This window comes from Methylobacterium sp. FW102-HT35C08 (assembly GCF_058790235.1).
This window is the reverse complement of record NZ_JBYTCL010000002.1, coordinates 2,461,334-2,476,533: the sequence shown is the minus strand read 5'-3', so window position 1 is coordinate 2,476,533 and position 15,200 is coordinate 2,461,334. Positions and strand designations below refer to the sequence as shown.

The window sequence follows — 15,200 nt, the reverse complement described above, 5'->3', positions numbered from 1 at the left end:
CGCCTCAATCGTCGGACAGCGACTTGCTGCCCGTGCGCTTGTCGTAGTCGCCGATGGCGGAGCGGCACTCGGGCGAGAGGCGCTTGCGATTGCGCATCATGCAGCGGTCCGCGTCCTGGCTGTTCGGGTCGACGCCGGCGCAGAGGCGGAAGTAGTCATTCGCACAGCCAAGCTGCAAGCCCTGGTCCTCGCGTTGGGCGTAGGCGGGGCCGGCGCTGAGCGCGAGCAGCGCCAGCGCCGCCATGGCCAGGCCGCGGCGGGAGAAGCGCAGGGATCGTTCCGGAACCAGTCGCATCCAGCGGTGTCCTCAAATTTCGCTCGGGCGGAGAACCGACGTGGCGGTCCCCCCTCCACCCGCGTCCGGCATATCGGTCGCGACAGGCGCTAGGCAAGCACCGGAGGTCCACAGGGGTTCCGCACAGCGCCGTCGCGGCCGCGGCTCTCCGGGCTGTGCCCTCCGGGACGCAGCATCGTTCGCGCCGGCAAGAAAAAGGCCCCGCCCGGGATCGGGCAGGGCCTTGAAGTCGAAGGGAGGAAACGCCCGCCATGGGCAGATCAGCAATCGCAAGTCGCGCGCCAACTCGCCTGCACGCCCGTCCGGACCCTGGTCCGAGCCGTCGAACCCCGGAAAGACTCCGTTAACCATGGCGTGCTGGATTGTTTCCGTAGCCCTTGCCGACGCCCTCCGCAGGGCCCGGGCCGGACGCTCGGACCGCCGACAGGAGCCGGAGACCATGACGCTTTTCAAACCACAGGAGATCGGCTGCCCCCGTCTGTCCGCGCAGGCGATCAGCCCGATGCGCGAATCGACCGCAGCCGCCTCGGCGGTCCTCATCCCGTTTCCCGGCCCGGAGGCGCGGCGGACCTGCCGCGTCCCGCGCTCCGGTGAGCGGCGCGGCGAGATCCTGCTGTTCCTCGGCGTGCGCTACGAGCGCCTCGCCTCCTGAGCGGGCGGATGCCCGGACGGCCGCGCGACGTCTCCCACGGTTCTCCCATGCCAGTCCCGGACAGAAGGCGTGTCACCCGCTTCCGCACGGCAGCCTGCCTCCTGCCGACCGGCATAGCCCTGGCCCTGCTCGCGGCTTGCACGCAGAGCGGCGATTTCGGGCGGCCGCGGACGGGCGTCTGGAACGGCCTCATCGACACCACGGGCAGCTTCAGCACCCATGACCGCGGCCGCCTGCTGCTGGACTCGGGCCTGACCGACGACGAGCAGGCGCTGCGCGACCGCGCCTGGCGCTTCGTGCAGCCCGCCAGCACCTTCTCGGCCTTCCAGGACGCCGTACTCGGCCTCGCGAGCGCCCATGCGACGCCGGCCACGTGGCGCGTCGAGGAGATCGGCGCCTACTACGCGACGTTGACCGCCGCACCGTCCCGCTCGCCCGTCTCCCGCTATCGCCAGCTCGGCGACGACGCCACCGCGGATGCCCGCCTGATCCCGATCTTCACGGCGCTCGCGGCCCGGGTCATCGACGCGGATGCCGCCCGGCTGCGCAGCCTGCCCTTCGCCAAGACCCTGAACGATGCCGACATCCGGCTGGCCGCGCAGCGCGTCGCCGAGAACCGCTGCCTCATCGCCTGGGTGCGGGTCGAGGCGGGCCTTCGGCTCGCCCGTTACCGGTTCGCCCTGGAGCACCTGTTCGCCGAGGCGCCGGCCGCCGAGTCGGTCGGGGCGGAGCGGTCGCTGACGATGCTGGCGGCCCGCCGCAACCTGCTCGACCCGCTCCTGCCGCCCGACGCCGCGGCGCGGTGCGGCTTGGAGCCTGTCCCGCTCCCGGTCGCCCAGGCCGGCCCGCTCGTCGTGAAGGACTGAAGCCGCCGCTAGCGGCCAGTGCCCTTGCCGGACGTGTCCTTCGACGTGTCATCCGTCGCCGTGTCGGTCGAGCAGGAGACGGCCTGGACCGCGGCATTGGCGGCGGGGCGCTGGCTCGGCAGGCCGGCGATCACCCGCACCACCACGAAGCCGCGATTGTCCGGCGCGACGATGCGCACGTCGCGGCTCGGGTCGTTCTCGTCGTCGTCGGCGAGCGCCTCGTCGTACTGGGCGCGGGTGAGGATCACGAGGTCGAGGGCGCCGCGGACCGCCGCCTGATCGGTCACCGCGTAGAAGGCGCCACGCCGCGCATGGGCGGCGAGCGACAGCGACAGCGGACCGGTCCGGGCCGAGACGCGCATGGGACCGTCGGTCAGGTCGTAGGCGCAGACACCCACCGCCACCGCCGGATCCGGGATCGGCAGCCAGGCCTCCGGCGGGGAGGGGTCGTCGCCGGTGGCGACCGTGTAGATCGGCTGCGGATGCTCCAGACTCTCGCTGGTGCGGGCGCGCGAGACGGCATCCGTCTCCGACAGGTGCGGGATGGCCAGGACCGCCGCGATGTGGACGATGCCGGCGATCACGAGCCCGAGCAGCGTGGCGTAGACGAAGCGCAGGCTCACGAGGCGCATCCCAGGCGGGTAATGGCCGGCACCGAGGTGCGGTCGAGGGATCCGACGCTCGCGGCGGCTGGTGTGTCGTAGAGGCGCAGCGCCAGCCGCACCGGGCCGCTCGCCCGGGGGCTTGGGAGCCAGTTCCCGGGCTGGACTTCGGGCCCGAGCATCACGGTGAACCGTCCATCGGGCGTCCGCAGGACCTCCGTCGAGGTGAAACCCTCGCGCACCGGCGGACGGCCCGGCTCGCGCGGGCCGCGGCCCGCCACCGTGAGCGTCCAGGCGCGGGCCGGGGGCGTCGCGCCGCCGATCTGGTAGGTGCAGGTGGCATCGAGCGCTCGGCCCATGTCGTCCACCGCCGCCGTCATCAGCAGGCCCTCGCCGACCGCGAGCGGGATCTCGCCCCGCCGGGCATTGACCGCACGCGTGTACGGATCGGCATTCGCCGCGCTGGCCCGGGGCCATGCGGTCCAGGCGCCAACCTGTACGCCGCCGAACGGATAGCCGCCGCTCGTGGCCCAGTCGGCGGTGGCGAGGCCGAGGGCGCCGCCGAGTGCGAGGGCGTAGACGGCCAGTCCCGCCACGGAGCTCTTGCGCCAGAGGCGGGCGACGAGCCGCACGGCGCCGCTACGCCGGGGCCCCTCGACCGCCGACATGCGGCCGAGGGCTTCGGGAATCGCGAGCTTCATGCGCTCACCGCATCTCGATGAAGCCGCCGGCCGAGCGGCCGCCTTCGGCCACAGCGCGGGGCTGGCCCGCCGGTCCGGCCGATGCCCTGTCGTCGGGCTTCTTTCCGGACTTCGGATCCGCGGCGCCGGACCGGGCGCCCGGATCCGCAGCGGGCGCCCGGTCGACCGTGCGGAACAGGCCGTTCAGGCCGCTGATCACCTCGAAGGAGCGGCGCGAGAGCTTGCCGTAGGCGCTGGCATTCGGGTCGGTCGGGGCCGTCGGGCCGCCGGAGGCCTGCTGCTGGGCAGCGCGCGGGCTGTCCTTCAGGCCCGGCAGGCCCTTGATCTCGATGCCCTGGTGGGCCGGCTCCATCACATCGTGCCAGGTCTGGGCCGGGAGCGAGCCGCCGGTCAGCTTGTTGGTCGAGGTGTGGTCGTCGTTCCCGAACCAGACCGCGCCGACGTAATTGCCGGTGTAGCCGACGAACCACGCGTCCCGGTAGGCGTTCGTGGTGCCGGACTTGCCTGCGACCTTCACGCCCTCGAGCTGCGCCCGCTTGCCGGTGCCTTCCTCGACGACCTTGTTGAGCATGAAGTTCATGTCGGCCACGACCTGGGGCGAGAGCACCCGCTCGGGCGCCTCGTCGGCGTGCCGGTAGATCACCTCGCCCGAGGAGTTCTTCACCTCCATGGCCGCGTAGGGCTTGGCCCGGAAGCCGCCGTTGGCGAACACCGCGTATCCGGCCGCCTGATCGATCACCGTCACCTCGTCCGAGCCGATCGGCATCGAGACCGTGTCGATCAGGTTCGAGGTGATGCCCATCTTGTGGGCCAGTTCGGTGATCTTCGCGCGCCCAGCCTTGGCGGCCCGGGCCTCGTGGCTGATGCCCATGGCCTTGCCCAGCGCGATCGAGATCTTGATCGGGATGGTGTTGATCGACTTCGCCACGGCGAGCCACATCGGCACCCGGCCCGCATAGGAGCGGCCGTAATTCTGCGGGCACCAGTTGCCGATGCAGACCGGGCTGTCGACGACCGTCGTATCGGGCTTGAACAGGCCCGAGGCCAGGGCTGCGGAATAGACGTAGGGCTTGAACGACGAGCCGGGCTGGCGCAGCGCGTCCGTGGCGCGGTTGAACTGGCTCTCGCCGTAATCGGCGCCGCCGACCATGGCGCGCAGCGCCCCGTCGGGGTCGAGGATGACCATGGCGGCCTCGTCGACATCCATGGCGTCGCCGGACTTGCGCAGGATGTCGGCCACCACCTCGTCGGCGCGCTTCTGGATCCCGAGGTCGAGGGGCGTCTTCACGGTCAGCACGCGGTCGTTGCGTAGCTTTCCGGCGTCGGCCATGCCCTTGATCTCGCCGAAGGCCCAGTCGAGGTAGTAGTCGGCGGTGATGTCGCGGGTGCGGGTCACCGGCGTCGCCGGGTTGCGCAGGGCCGTCTGGATCTGGCCCTCGGTGACGAAGCCGGCCTCGACCATGTTGTGCAGCACGTCGGCCGCCCGGGCGCGGGCCGCCGGCAGGTTGACGTGCGGGGCGTACTTGGTCGGCGCCTTGAACAGGCCCGCCAGCATGGCGGCCTCGGCGAGGCTGATGTCCTTGAGCGGCTTGCCGAAATAGTAATCCGCCGCCGCCACCGCCCCGAAGGTGCCGCCGCCCATATAGGCCCGGTCGAGGTAGAGCTTCAGGATCTCGTTCTTGGTCAGGTGGCTCTCGAGCCAGAGCGCCAGGAACGCCTCATTCACCTTTCTTTCGAGCGAGCGCTCGTTCGTCAAAAACAGGTTCTTGGCGAGCTGCTGGGTGATCGAGGAGCCGCCCTGCGTGCCGCCGCCGCCCTTCGAGTTGTTCACGAGCGCCCGGAGGGTACCGATCGGGTCGATGCCCCAATGCTCGTAGAAGCGCCGGTCCTCCGTGGAGACCAGCGCCTTGATCATGATGTCGGGAAACTCGTCGAGCTTGAGCGAGTCATCATGCTTAATGCCGCGGCGCCCGACCTCGGTGCCGTAGCGGTCGAGGAAGGTTACGGCGAGGTCCTGCTGCTTCAGCCAGTTCTCGCTGGTGAGCTGGAAGGCGGGCTGCGCCAGCGCCAGCATCAGCACGGCGCCGCCGGTGCCGATGGTGACGGCCTCGCTGGTGAGGTCGAGGGCAAAGCGCTTCCAGCCGCGCACCGCGAAGCGGCTCATGACGCGCTGGAAGCGCTCGTAGGCCTCGCCGGTGGACTGGCCGCCGTCGTACAGGCTGGCATTGACCCAGGCGTCGAACGCGAGGGCGGCGCGTTCGAAGCGGATCTTGATCTCGGTGAGCGTCGGCAGGCGCACGATGTCGAACCCGGCTTGTCGAGCGCCTCTGCGGCGGATGGTGACGCACCCGCGCCGCCGGCGCGAAGCCTGCGCCCGGACCACCGCGCGGCGCTCCCGTCCATAGCAGGATCCGGAACCGTCGGCGAGGCTCTGCGCAGTCTCGCGAATCGCCGCGGACGAGCTTGGGCATAACGCGTGAGGGCGCGATCGGGTCGCACCGCTGCGCCGATCAGGCTTGGAGCCCATCGACCCCCGTGGTTCCGGGGCGCCGAAGCCGAGCCCGGAAGGACGGCGTTGGTCGTGCAGGGCGGCCACACGCATCGCCCAAAAACTCTGGCGCTCATGGGCCGACTGCTACGCTTGCAGCGGTCCCGCGGCTCGGGCAGAGAGACGCACCTCCCGATCGAGAGACCTGAAAGATGCCCAAGCCCGAGGCGCCGCGCCGCGGGGCCGTCGAGCCGTTCTGGCGGACCAAGACCCTCGACGCCATGAGCCCCTCCGAATGGGAGAGCCTGTGCGACGGGTGCGGCCGGTGCTGCCTGATGAAGCTCGAGGACGAGGATACCGGCGAGGTCCACCACACGGATGTCGGCTGCACGCTCCTTGACGGGCTCACCTGCCGCTGCCGCGACTATCCGCGCCGCCAGAAGCGGGTGCCGGACTGCGTCCGTTTGACACCCGAGGCGGTGCGCACGATCGCGTGGCTGCCGCCGACCTGCGCCTACCGTCTCGTCCGGGACGGTGAGCCGCTGTACCCGTGGCACCCCCTGATCTCGGGACGGGCCTCGAGCGTCCACGAGGCCGGCATCTCGGTCCGTGGCAGGCTCTCCGGCAACGAGGAGGAATTCTCCGAGGACGAGTTGCCGGACCGGATCGTGGACTGGCCGGCCCGCGACCCCTACGGGGATTGAGGCCGGGACAGGCGCTCAGCCGGTTCCGGCATCGCGGCCGATCAACCTGCCCCCGGCCAGCCCGTTCAGGGCGATAACGATGGCGACCGCCGCCGCGTGGATCAGGAGGTCGGTCGCCGTCGCATCATGCGGATGAACCGGCATCAGCAGCGCCGCCGCCGCCGCCGCAACCGCGAGGCCGCCCAGAGCCGCCGTGAGATTCGGCCGCAGAGGGCAGGCGCGCCGCAGCATCACGACGATCAGCGCCGAGAGGGGCACCGACACGCAGATCAGGAAGCTGAAGCAGCCCGTCACCGTGTGGGCGCCCGGAATGTCGGATCCCGGCGCGACCCACTCGCGCAGGCAGCCGAGACCGCTCGCCCCGATCCACAGGGCCAGCGGCGGCACGGGCAGGAACGCCCAGCCGGCCGAGCGACCCGGCACGCTGGTGGCGAACGCCGCGAACGCGGCCGCAGCGGCGGTCAGCACGGCGCCCACGGCGGCCAGGGCGAGATCGGGGACGCGCATCCGAAGAATGAACCCGCCGGTGCCGAACCAGGCCGCCAGCCCGAGGCCGATCAGCAGGGCCGAGCCGAGCCACAGGGCCGCGCGCAGGCCCGGAGCCGGGAGCGGCCGCACGGGTTCGAGGTCGCCCGCGAGGTCCTCGACGAGTTGCTCGTGGCGGGACAGGCTGCAGCCGACGCGTTCGGGCATCATTCCCTCTCCTGCGTCAGGCTGGCCCGGAGCGCCTTCAGCGCGCGGTGTAGATTGACCTTGAGCGCGCCCTTGCTCCGGCCGGTGAGCGCCGCGGTCTCATCGAGCGAGAGTTCGCGCAGGCCGAGATGCTCCACCGCCTGCCGCTGCCCCTCGGGGAGGGACGCCACCGCGCGCGCCAGGGCGGCGGCGCGGTCCCGGGCCTCGAGGCCTTGGCCGGGGGCGGGTCCGGGATCGACCTCGGCCTCGTAGGCCAGGGGGTCGTTGACCTCCCGCGGCCGGCGACCCGAACGGCGCAGGCGGTCGATCACCCGCCGCTGGGTGATCGCGCGCAGCCAGGGCAGGAACGGGCGCGTCGGATCGTAGCTCGCCCGCGCCCGGTGGACCGTCATCAGCGTATCCTGCACGACGTCGTCCACCGCCTCGCCGCGCACGCCCTGACCCCTGGCGATCGCCGACACGACCGGCAGGCAGGCCTTCAGCAGGGCGCGATAGGCGGCTGCGTCGCCGCCCTGCGCCGCCACCATCAGAGCCGCAAGATCCTCTTCGAGCGCCATCCGGGCTCCGCCGTTCCGTCCGCCGGCACGCGCCGTCTTTTGCCCGCGTTCGGGTCCCGGCGCCAGCGCCCAGCTGCAGGCATCGGCGCCCGGCAGAGTCAGCATCATCGCAGCGCCTCCCGGTCCGTTGCGGTGCCGGGCTGATCCAGGCGGGCGGCCCCGAGGATGCGCCCGTCCTCCGCCTGCACGAGCAGGGCCGCGGTCTCGCCCTCCGGCAGGCCGGCCGTGAAGGTCGCGGCGGCGCCGGACCAGGGACCGAGCTCGCGGATCGAGCGGACGATGTTGGCCTGCTCGATGGCGCGCCCGGCATTCTCGCCGCGCAGCACCCGGGTGGTGTGGCTCGGATCGAAGCCGATCAGCAGGACCCGGGCGGTGCCGCGGCCGGCCCCGACCTGCGCGGCGACGTGGTCGCCGTCGCGGGACAGCGTCGCCGAGACCGCCGGCCCGGCCTCCCGGGCCCGCGCGATCGCGCCCCGCAGACCGGCCTCGTCGGAGCCGACGAGGCCGGTCCGACCGTCGATCACCGCTTCCGGCGTGTAGGCGCCGCCACCGAGCCGGGCCGCGTAGGCCTCCTGGCGCGCTGTGGCGGCGGGCAGGGCGTAGGGGTCGCGCCAGTTCAGGTGGTTCCAGTAGGTGACGTGGAAGGCGAGCGGCAGGATGTCGGCGTGCTCCCGCGCCAGCCGGCCGAGCAGCGCCTCGGCGGGCGGGCAGGAGGAGCAGCTCTGCGAGGTGAACAGCTCGACGACGACGGGACGCGCCGCCGCGGGGGTCGGGCCAGCGGCCGCGCACATCAGGGCGGCGATCAGCGCCGCAGGACGCAAGATTGGACCAATGACAGGACGCATGGCCGGGGCTCCCGCGCCGGCCCTCTGGGCCGGCGTACCGGCTCTTTCGCAGCGCGGCGGCAGCGGTTACGCCGGTTCCTGCCCGTCGAGCTCGAACGCGTCGACGTCGCGCAGGAGCGCCACGAAAGCCTGCGCCCCGTATTCCAGCGCGGCGTGGCCGGCTTCGGCCGTGCCGAGCCGCGCGTCGCCGATGGCGCCGGAGGGGTGGAGATCCTCGGCTTTCCAGGCGAAAGCGGCAGGGCGGCCGGCGCGCAGATGGGTGAAATCGCGGACCATCGCGCGGGTCCGCGGCGGGAAATCGGCGATCCGGTCGGTCCGCACGAGATCGGGGCGCAGCGCCAGCATCAGCGCGGTCTCGATGCCGCCGGCATGGATGCCGTGGGCGATCTCCTCGGCCGGGAACAGGCCGTCCGGATAGCCGAACCGCGCCCAGGAAGTCGTCACCGCGACCATGCCGAAGCGCGACCGCAGCTCTCCCGCCACAAGGTCGATGAGCGGGCTGTTGCCGCCATGGCTCGTGACGATCACCAGCTTGCGGCAGCCGGCGCGGCTGATCGCGGCGCCGAGCCCCGTCCAGGCCGCCAGCGCCGTCCCGGTCTCCAGGGACAGCGTCCCCGGGAAGGCGTCATGCTCGTCGGATTTGCCCACCGTCTGCACGGGCAGCAGCAGCACGTCGAGCTCCGCTGACACTCGCCCGCGCACGCGGGCGAGGTAGCCCTCGGCGATGTCGCAATCGGTCGAGAGTGGCAGATGGGGACCATGCTGCTCGATGGCGGCCACCGGCAGCACCGCGATCGCCCGCCGCATGTCGCGACGGGCGAAGTCGTTCGTGGTGAGGTCGGACCAGAGCCGCGCCGCCATATCCTGCAGAGGCCTCCTGCCGGCGCCGTGCGGCAACCGGTTACGGACGGCGATCTAACCGGAGCGTGGCCACCGAGTCGACGCCCGGACCGGCGATCCGGAGCGGCGCATCAGGCGAAGAGCGCGTCGATGTCGTCCTGGGAGGGTGTCGCCTCGACCGCCTGGGGGCCGTTGAGCAGCAGATCCTCGGCACGGGCGCGGCGGGCGCGCTCGGCCGGGTCCATAGCGCCGGTATCGCGGGCCTTCACGGCCCCGACGAACCGGGCCAGGCGCTGCTCGAACAGCCTGAGCGACTCCACCACCTTGGCGATCCGCTGACCGGTGATGTCCTGGAACGCGCAGGCCTCGAAGATCGTGTTGATCCGCTCCTCGACGGCGTCGCGGTAGCCGGGGCCGTCCGGGAGCCCGAGCATCGCTTCCGCGGCTTCCATGATGGTGTTGGTGGCGCCGGCAGTCGCCGCGACGACGCTGCCGAGCTCCTCATGCGCCATGGGGATCCGGTCGCGGCTCATCTCGTTCGCCCGCAGCGCGCCGATCTCCTCGCGCAGGTGGGCGATATAGTCCGCGATCTCGATCAACTCGGCGATGACGGCCTGCGGCTCCCGCATCCGCAAATCGGCCTGCCGCGCGACGGCTAACGACATGCTGTCCTCCTGGGATCGATGACCGTCCTGGCCGACCGTGCCGGTCCCGCGTGCCTTATGGCGCGTCGGTGATCCGGCGGGTCGGCGCGGGGGGCGCTGCATGGGGCCGATCAGCTCCCGCAGACCGCCTCGATCTTCGACTTCAGCGTGGCGGCGTTGAAGGGCTTGACGATATAATTGTTCACGCCGGCCTTCTTGGCGGCGATGACGTTCTCGGTCTTCGATTCGGCCGTCACCATGATGAACGGCGTCGTCCGAAGATTTTCATCCGCGCGCACGTGCCGGAGCAGCTCGTACCCGGTCATCGGCTCCATGTTCCAGTCGGAGATCACGAGGCCATACTTGCGGCCCTTGAGGCGCGCAAGAGCCTCGGTGCCATCCGAAGCATCATCGACTTCCTCGAATCCGAGCTGCTTCAGAAGATTACGGATAATGCGGACCATCGTCTGGTAATCGTCGACAACGAGGATCGGCATGCTCAGATCGAGAGCCATCGAACAACTGCTCCGTATTGCCCGGCGGGAAGCCGCGCCGGCTCCCGGATAGATTAACGCTTCGCTAACGCGGCAATTTAGCTGCGCTGCTCGTCATTTTAAATAGCGCACGCGCATTGCGAAGCCGTTAATCGGCGCGGTCGGCGCATGGCCCGGCGTCACGGCCGCGTTCCATGGGCCGGTCGCAGGGGCCCGCTTCGAGGCCTCGCTTGACCCTCCGGGCGCCTTTGGGCAGGGTCCGGCCGCGTCGGGCCCCTCGCGGACATGTCAGGCGAACCCATCCGACCCTTCCCAGCATCCGACCCCGGAACGATGGCCACAGGCGACGCAACGGCCGCGCGACCCTTCACGATCTGCCGCGCCGATGCGCCGGTGCCGCCGGCCCTGGCGGGGGCCGTGGCGGCGATCGGCAACTTCGACGGCGTCCATCTCGGTCACCGGGTGCTTGTCGATAGCGTGCGCCTAGCCGCCGCCGAGGCCGGACGGCCGGCGGCGGTGCTCACCTTCGAGCCGCATCCGCGGGCCTATTTCATGCCGGACGCGCCGATGTTCCGCCTCACCGGGCTCGCCGCCAAGGAGATCGTGTTCGCCCATCTCGGCCTCGACGGGCTGATCGTGCGCCGGTTCGACGGCGCCCTGGCGGCCACGGGCGCGCGCGCCTTCGTGCTCGATTTCCTCAAAGGGTCGCTCGGCCTGTCCGGCGTGGTCGTCGGTCACGATTTCCATTTCGGCTGTGGCCGCGAAGGCACGCCCACGATCCTGGCCGAGCTCTGCCGCGAGGCCGGGATGAGCTGCCGGATCGTCGACCCGGTCGCCCTCGGGGGCGAGACCGAGCCGGTCTCGTCGAGCGCGATCCGCGCCGCCCTCGGCGCCGGCGACGTGACCCGCGCCAACGCGCTGCTCGGCTATCGCTGGTTCGTCCTCGGCCCGGTCCAGCACGGCGACAAGCGCGGCCGCCAGCTCGGCTTTCCGACCGCCAATGTCCGGCTGCCGGATTGCGGGCTCGCCCACGGGATCTACGCGGTCCGGGTCCGCCTCGGGTCCGGTCAGTTCTACGACGGGGTGGCGAGCTACGGACGCCGCCCGACCTTCGACGACGGCGCCCCGCTCCTGGAGACCTATCTGTTCGACTTCTCCGGTGATCTCTACGGGCAGGAGATCGCCGTCGAATTCGTCGGCTACATCCGCGGCGAGGAACGGTTCGACAGCGCCGACGCCCTGGTCGCGCGCATGCACATCGATGCATCCGCCGCGCGGGACCTGCTGGCGAGCGATGAAACCCGGTCGATGCTGACCTGATTCTTCAGAGGCAGCGCGGCCGGCGCGGATCGTGTAGAAGTCCGACATCGATCGGGAGGCGGATGTGCTGGGTCGTTACGAACGCGCGAACAACGGCGAGGCGGTCGTCGAGTACGGCGACGGCACCATGCGGGTGGTCAAGCCGGGCAGCTTCGTGCGCTGCGCGGTGACCGGCGAGCCGATCCCGCTCGACGCCCTGCGCTACTGGAGCGCGGTCCGGCAGGAGGCCTACATCTCTCCCGAGGCGATCCTGAAGCGGCTCAAGGAAACCGGCCGCCCCTGACCGTCACGGCGCGCCGGCGAGCGCGCCCTGAACCTGTCGGCGCAGAGCCCCCGCGTCGTCGAAGGCGAGCCGGACGCGCAGCACGCGCACCCGGGCCGCGAAGGCGGGCGGCAGGCGCACCGCATCCTTCTCGGTGGTGACGAGATCGGCGCCGAGCCGCTGCGCCTCGGCGGCCAGGGTGGCCAGCTCGCCGGCCCGATAGCGATGATGATCGGGAAAGGGGCGCGTCGCCGCGATCACCGCCCCCGCCTCGGCGAGCGTTGCGAAGAACTTGTCCGGTCGGCCGATCCCCGCGAAGGCGAGACAGCGCTGGCCCGCCAGATCGTCCGTCTCCCGGACGAGGCGCGCCCGGTGGACCGGCAGCCCCCGAGCCTCGGCCGTGCGGGCGACCGCCTCGCCCGGTGCCCCGTCCCCGACCAGGATCAGCCCGGCGACGTGCCGCCATTGGCGGTCGAGCGGCGCGCGCAGCGGGCCGGCCGGGACCGGCAGACCGTTGCCGAGGCCGGCGGGACCATCGATCACGGCGAGGCCGAGATCCTTCACGAGGCTCGGGTTCTGCAGCCCGTCATCCATCACGATGGTGTCGGCCCCGAGCGCCCGGCACAGGGCGGCTCCGGCCGGCCGGTCACGGGACACCACCGTCAGCGCCCGGCGGGCCAGGAGCAGCGGCTCGTCGCCGACCGCGTCCGCATCGTGCCGGGCGAGATCGACCTGCACCGGGCCGGCCGTTCGGCCGCCATAGCCGCGGGACAGGAAGGCGGGCGTGCGGCCGAGGGCGGCGAGCACGGCGGCCAGGGCCAAGGCGGCCGGCGTCTTGCCGGCGCCACCGAGAGTGAAGTTTCCCAGGCACAGGATCGGGCAGCCCGCCCGCGCGCCCGGCCGGCCCATGCGCCGGGCCACGAGCGCTCCGTAGGCGGCCCCCAGCGGCGCGAGGCAGCGGGCGGCCGGATGATCCGGCCCCGCCGCCCAGAAGGCCGGCGGCCGCATCAGACCCGCGCGAGCGGGCGCACGGGACCGCCGCGGTCGAGCCGCTGAAGCTTCATCTGCGCGACGAAGGGATCGAGTACCGCGAGGGTGCGCGCGACCGCGCCCTCGAAGGGCCGCAGGGCGCTCTGCCCGGCCTGCATCATGCCGCCGAAGCGTCCCGGATCGCCCAGGAGTTCGCCGGCGACCGCCGCCAGCTCGACGCCGTCGCGCACCGACAGGGCGCCGCCGGCCCGGTCGAGGGCGCTGTAGATCACCGCGAAGTTCTCGGTGTGCGGGCCGTGCAGGACGACCGTGTCCAGACGCACCGGCTCGATCGGGTTCTGGCCGCCGCGCGACACCAGGGAGCCGCCGAGGAACACCAGAGGGGCGAGACGATAGAACAGGCCGAGTTCGCCGATCGTGTCGGCGACGTAGACCTCCACGGAAGGGTGGGGCCGTCCACCGGTGGAGCGCCGGGCGCTGCGCAGGCCGAGGGCGTCCGCGCACGCGACCACCTCGGCGCCCCGGGCCGGATGCCGCGGGGCGATGATGGTCAGGAGTTGCGGGAACCGGGCTTTCAGCACCGCGTGCGCATAGGCGACCATCGCCTCCTCGCCGGGATGCGTGCTCGCCGCCACCCAGACCGGCCGGCCGGCGAGCATGGCGCCCAGATAGGCGAGCTGCTGCGGGTCGGCCGGCGGCACCGGCGCGTCGAACTTCAGGTTCCCCGCGATGCTCACCCGCGGCGCGCCGAGCTTGGCGAAGCGCTCGCCATCCTCCTGCGTCTGGGTCAGGCAGATCGCAATCCGCGACAGAAGCGCCTTGGCGGTGCGGGGGCAGCGTTCCCAGCCATGGAAGGAGCGCTCCGACATGCGCCCATTGACCAGGATCAGCGGGATCTCGCGGTCGTCCAGGGCGAGGATCGTGTTGGGCCAGATCTCCGACTCGGCGATCACCGCCAGGTCCGGCTGCCAATGGTCGAGGAAGCGCGCCATCCAGCGCGGGGCGTCGAGGGGCATGTACTGGTGCACCGCGCCGGACGGCAGGCGGGAGCCGATCAGTTCGGCGGCCGCGCGCGTGCCCGTGGTCACCAGCACGGAGAAGCCGCGGGCGATCATGCCCTCGACGAGGCCGATCAGCGACAGCGCCTCGCCGACGCTGGCTCCGTGCATCCAGGCCAGCGGCCCGACCGGGCGCGCCCGGCCCGGCAGCCCGCGCCGCTCGGGCAGCCGCAGCGGATCCTCCTTGCCGCGCTGCGCCCGCCACGCGAGGAGCCCGGTCAGCGCCGGCTCGCCGATCCGCAGGCCCGCCCGGTAGGCCTGGAGCGGCAGGGTCACAGAGGGGCGCCTCACGCGACGTCTCCCGCCGAGGCCGGGGCGGCCGTCGCGGCCGGATCCCGATAGAGCGCCGCGCGGTCGGCGCGCCCGACCAGCGCGTAGGCGCGCGCATGCACGCGGTTCATCTCGGCCTCGACGAAGCGGCGCAGCGTCTCGAAGGCGTCCCCCTCGCTGTCGCGCGGCACGTAGATGGGATCGCCGAGCACGATCGCGCCGCGCCCGAACGGCAGGCCGAGACAGGCGCGGTCCCAGGATCCAAAGCGCAGGTGCCGGCTCGTGACCACGGCGGCCGGGACGATGGGACGGCCGGAAAGGCGTGCCAGCGTCAGGATCCCGGCGTCGCAGCGACGCGAGATCTTCGGCACGTCCGCGCTGAAGGCGACCGACTCACCCTCCTTCAGGGCCCGGAGCATGCCCCGCAATCCCTCGGCCCCGCCTTTCGCGCGGTGGTCGGTCGTCCGGTTCCGGCCCCGGGCGCCGGAGGCCCGCATCACTCGCACGCCGAGGTGCTCCAACGCGATGGTGTTGATGTTGCCGTCCGGATTCTTCGAGATGATCGTGGCCACCCGGTCTTTCGGACGGCTCATGAACGGCATCATGATGTGCTGGCCGTGCCACATCCCGGCGATGAGCGGGATGTGGGCGTCCATCCAGGCGTCCACGCCTCCCGGAGGCGCGCTCCCGGCATGGATCTCGAAGCGGTTCGTGCGCCGCACCAGCCGGAGATAGGAGGCCGCGAGGCGCCCGAGACTGCGCTGCACGAGGGGATGTCGGAGAAAACGCTTGCCGAGGCTCATGTCATGCCTGGGGCGGCTGGAAAGCCGCCGCCCGATCGGTTCCGGATCGAATTTGACCGCGCATGGTCTAGCTCCCGCGCCGAAGCCGAAACAACCGGCCACGTCCACAACCAGAC

18 protein-coding genes are annotated in these 15,200 nt (G+C 71.9%); 5 read left to right on the top strand and 13 right to left on the bottom strand.

Features of this window, described 5'->3' with window-relative positions; genetic code table 11:
• Positions 1–4 precede the first annotated feature (4 nt).
• Complete coding sequence (locus AC3WSN_RS11800) at positions 5–295, bottom strand: hypothetical protein (RefSeq protein ID WP_492538142.1); 291 nt, start codon at positions 293–295, stop codon at positions 5–7.
• 439 nt (positions 296–734) lie between these two features.
• Here AC3WSN_RS11800 and AC3WSN_RS11795 point away from each other — a divergent pair, with 439 nt between their 5' ends.
• Together AC3WSN_RS11795 and AC3WSN_RS11790 are read left to right on the top strand one after the other, a co-directional pair.
• Positions 735–947 carry a hypothetical protein gene (locus AC3WSN_RS11795; protein WP_192708868.1) on the top strand — a complete coding sequence of 71 codons (213 nt, stop codon included), beginning with the start codon at positions 735–737 and terminating at the stop codon, positions 945–947.
• Between the two features lie 47 nt (positions 948–994).
• Complete coding sequence (locus AC3WSN_RS11790) at positions 995–1,813, top strand: hypothetical protein (protein ID WP_192708867.1); 819 nt, start codon at positions 995–997, stop codon at positions 1,811–1,813.
• A gap of 8 nt (positions 1,814–1,821) precedes the next feature.
• Here the strand turns inward: AC3WSN_RS11790 and AC3WSN_RS11785 are convergent, their stop codons facing one another.
• From AC3WSN_RS11785 to AC3WSN_RS11775, 3 genes are read right to left on the bottom strand one after another with little or no spacing between them, the layout of a single operon-like run.
• Positions 1,822–2,445, bottom strand: a complete 624-nt coding sequence (locus tag AC3WSN_RS11785) for a DUF1254 domain-containing protein (RefSeq protein WP_192708866.1) — start codon at positions 2,443–2,445, stop codon at positions 1,822–1,824.
• Positions 2,433–3,116 (bottom strand): DUF1214 domain-containing protein, encoded by a 684-nt coding sequence (locus AC3WSN_RS11780; RefSeq protein ID WP_492538139.1) that lies wholly within the window; start codon positions 3,114–3,116, stop codon positions 2,433–2,435. The genes AC3WSN_RS11785 and AC3WSN_RS11780 overlap by 13 nt, the downstream gene beginning before the upstream one ends.
• A 4-nt stretch (positions 3,117–3,120) precedes the next feature.
• Positions 3,121–5,415: a transglycosylase domain-containing protein gene (locus AC3WSN_RS11775; protein ID WP_492538137.1), complete on the bottom strand. Its 2,295-nt coding sequence runs from the start codon at positions 5,413–5,415 to the stop codon at positions 3,121–3,123.
• A 401-nt stretch (positions 5,416–5,816) separates the two neighbouring features.
• Here AC3WSN_RS11775 and AC3WSN_RS11770 point away from each other — a divergent pair, with 401 nt between their 5' ends.
• A complete protein-coding gene (locus AC3WSN_RS11770; protein WP_192708863.1) occupies positions 5,817–6,308 on the top strand; it encodes a YcgN family cysteine cluster protein in 492 nt (163 codons plus the stop codon).
• 15 nt (positions 6,309–6,323) lie between these two features.
• On the opposite strand, the gene AC3WSN_RS11765 is transcribed toward AC3WSN_RS11770, so the two are convergent.
• The 6 genes from AC3WSN_RS11765 to AC3WSN_RS11740 all read right to left on the bottom strand — a co-directional run bounded on the left by AC3WSN_RS11765 (position 6,324) and on the right by AC3WSN_RS11740 (position 10,402).
• Positions 6,324–7,004: an NrsF family protein gene (locus AC3WSN_RS11765; RefSeq protein ID WP_492538135.1), complete on the bottom strand. Its 681-nt coding sequence runs from the start codon at positions 7,002–7,004 to the stop codon at positions 6,324–6,326.
• On the bottom strand, positions 7,001–7,558 hold the full coding sequence (locus AC3WSN_RS11760) for a sigma-70 family RNA polymerase sigma factor (RefSeq protein ID WP_492538133.1): 558 nt from the start codon (positions 7,556–7,558) through the stop codon (positions 7,001–7,003). The genes AC3WSN_RS11765 and AC3WSN_RS11760 overlap by 4 nt, the downstream gene beginning before the upstream one ends.
• A 104-nt stretch (positions 7,559–7,662) precedes the next feature.
• The gene (locus tag AC3WSN_RS11755; RefSeq protein ID WP_492543078.1) at positions 7,663–8,379 is read right to left on the bottom strand and encodes a DUF1223 domain-containing protein; all 717 of its coding nucleotides are present in this window, start codon (positions 8,377–8,379) and stop codon (positions 7,663–7,665) included.
• Positions 8,380–8,469: 90 nt separating this feature from the next.
• On the bottom strand, positions 8,470–9,264 hold the full coding sequence (locus tag AC3WSN_RS11750; RefSeq protein ID WP_492538132.1) for a creatininase family protein: 795 nt from the start codon (positions 9,262–9,264) through the stop codon (positions 8,470–8,472).
• Between the two features lie 110 nt (positions 9,265–9,374).
• On the bottom strand, positions 9,375–9,908 hold the full coding sequence (locus AC3WSN_RS11745) for a protein phosphatase CheZ (protein ID WP_192708861.1): 534 nt from the start codon (positions 9,906–9,908) through the stop codon (positions 9,375–9,377).
• Between the two features lie 110 nt (positions 9,909–10,018).
• Entirely contained in the window at positions 10,019–10,402 is a 384-nt protein-coding gene (locus tag AC3WSN_RS11740) for a response regulator (protein WP_012317888.1), read from the bottom strand.
• A 312-nt stretch (positions 10,403–10,714) separates the two neighbouring features.
• On the opposite strand from AC3WSN_RS11740, the gene AC3WSN_RS11735 reads away from it, so the two are divergent.
• Positions 10,715–11,701, top strand: a complete 987-nt coding sequence (locus tag AC3WSN_RS11735; protein ID WP_192708860.1) for a bifunctional riboflavin kinase/FAD synthetase — start codon at positions 10,715–10,717, stop codon at positions 11,699–11,701.
• Between the two features lie 64 nt (positions 11,702–11,765).
• Entirely contained in the window at positions 11,766–11,984 is a 219-nt protein-coding gene (locus AC3WSN_RS11730) for a DUF2093 domain-containing protein (RefSeq protein ID WP_192708859.1), read from the top strand.
• 3 nt (positions 11,985–11,987) lie between these two features.
• Here the strand turns inward: AC3WSN_RS11730 and lpxK are convergent, their stop codons facing one another.
• From lpxK to AC3WSN_RS11715, 3 genes are read right to left on the bottom strand one after another with little or no spacing between them, the layout of a single operon-like run.
• Complete coding sequence (lpxK, locus tag AC3WSN_RS11725) at positions 11,988–12,971, bottom strand: tetraacyldisaccharide 4'-kinase (protein ID WP_492538128.1); 984 nt, start codon at positions 12,969–12,971, stop codon at positions 11,988–11,990.
• On the bottom strand, positions 12,971–14,302 hold the full coding sequence (locus AC3WSN_RS11720) for a 3-deoxy-D-manno-octulosonic acid transferase (RefSeq protein WP_492538126.1): 1,332 nt from the start codon (positions 14,300–14,302) through the stop codon (positions 12,971–12,973). The genes lpxK and AC3WSN_RS11720 overlap by 1 nt, the downstream gene beginning before the upstream one ends.
• Positions 14,299–15,084: a lysophospholipid acyltransferase family protein gene (locus AC3WSN_RS11715; protein ID WP_492538124.1), complete on the bottom strand. Its 786-nt coding sequence runs from the start codon at positions 15,082–15,084 to the stop codon at positions 14,299–14,301. The genes AC3WSN_RS11720 and AC3WSN_RS11715 overlap by 4 nt, the downstream gene beginning before the upstream one ends.
• Positions 15,085–15,200 lie beyond the last annotated feature (116 nt).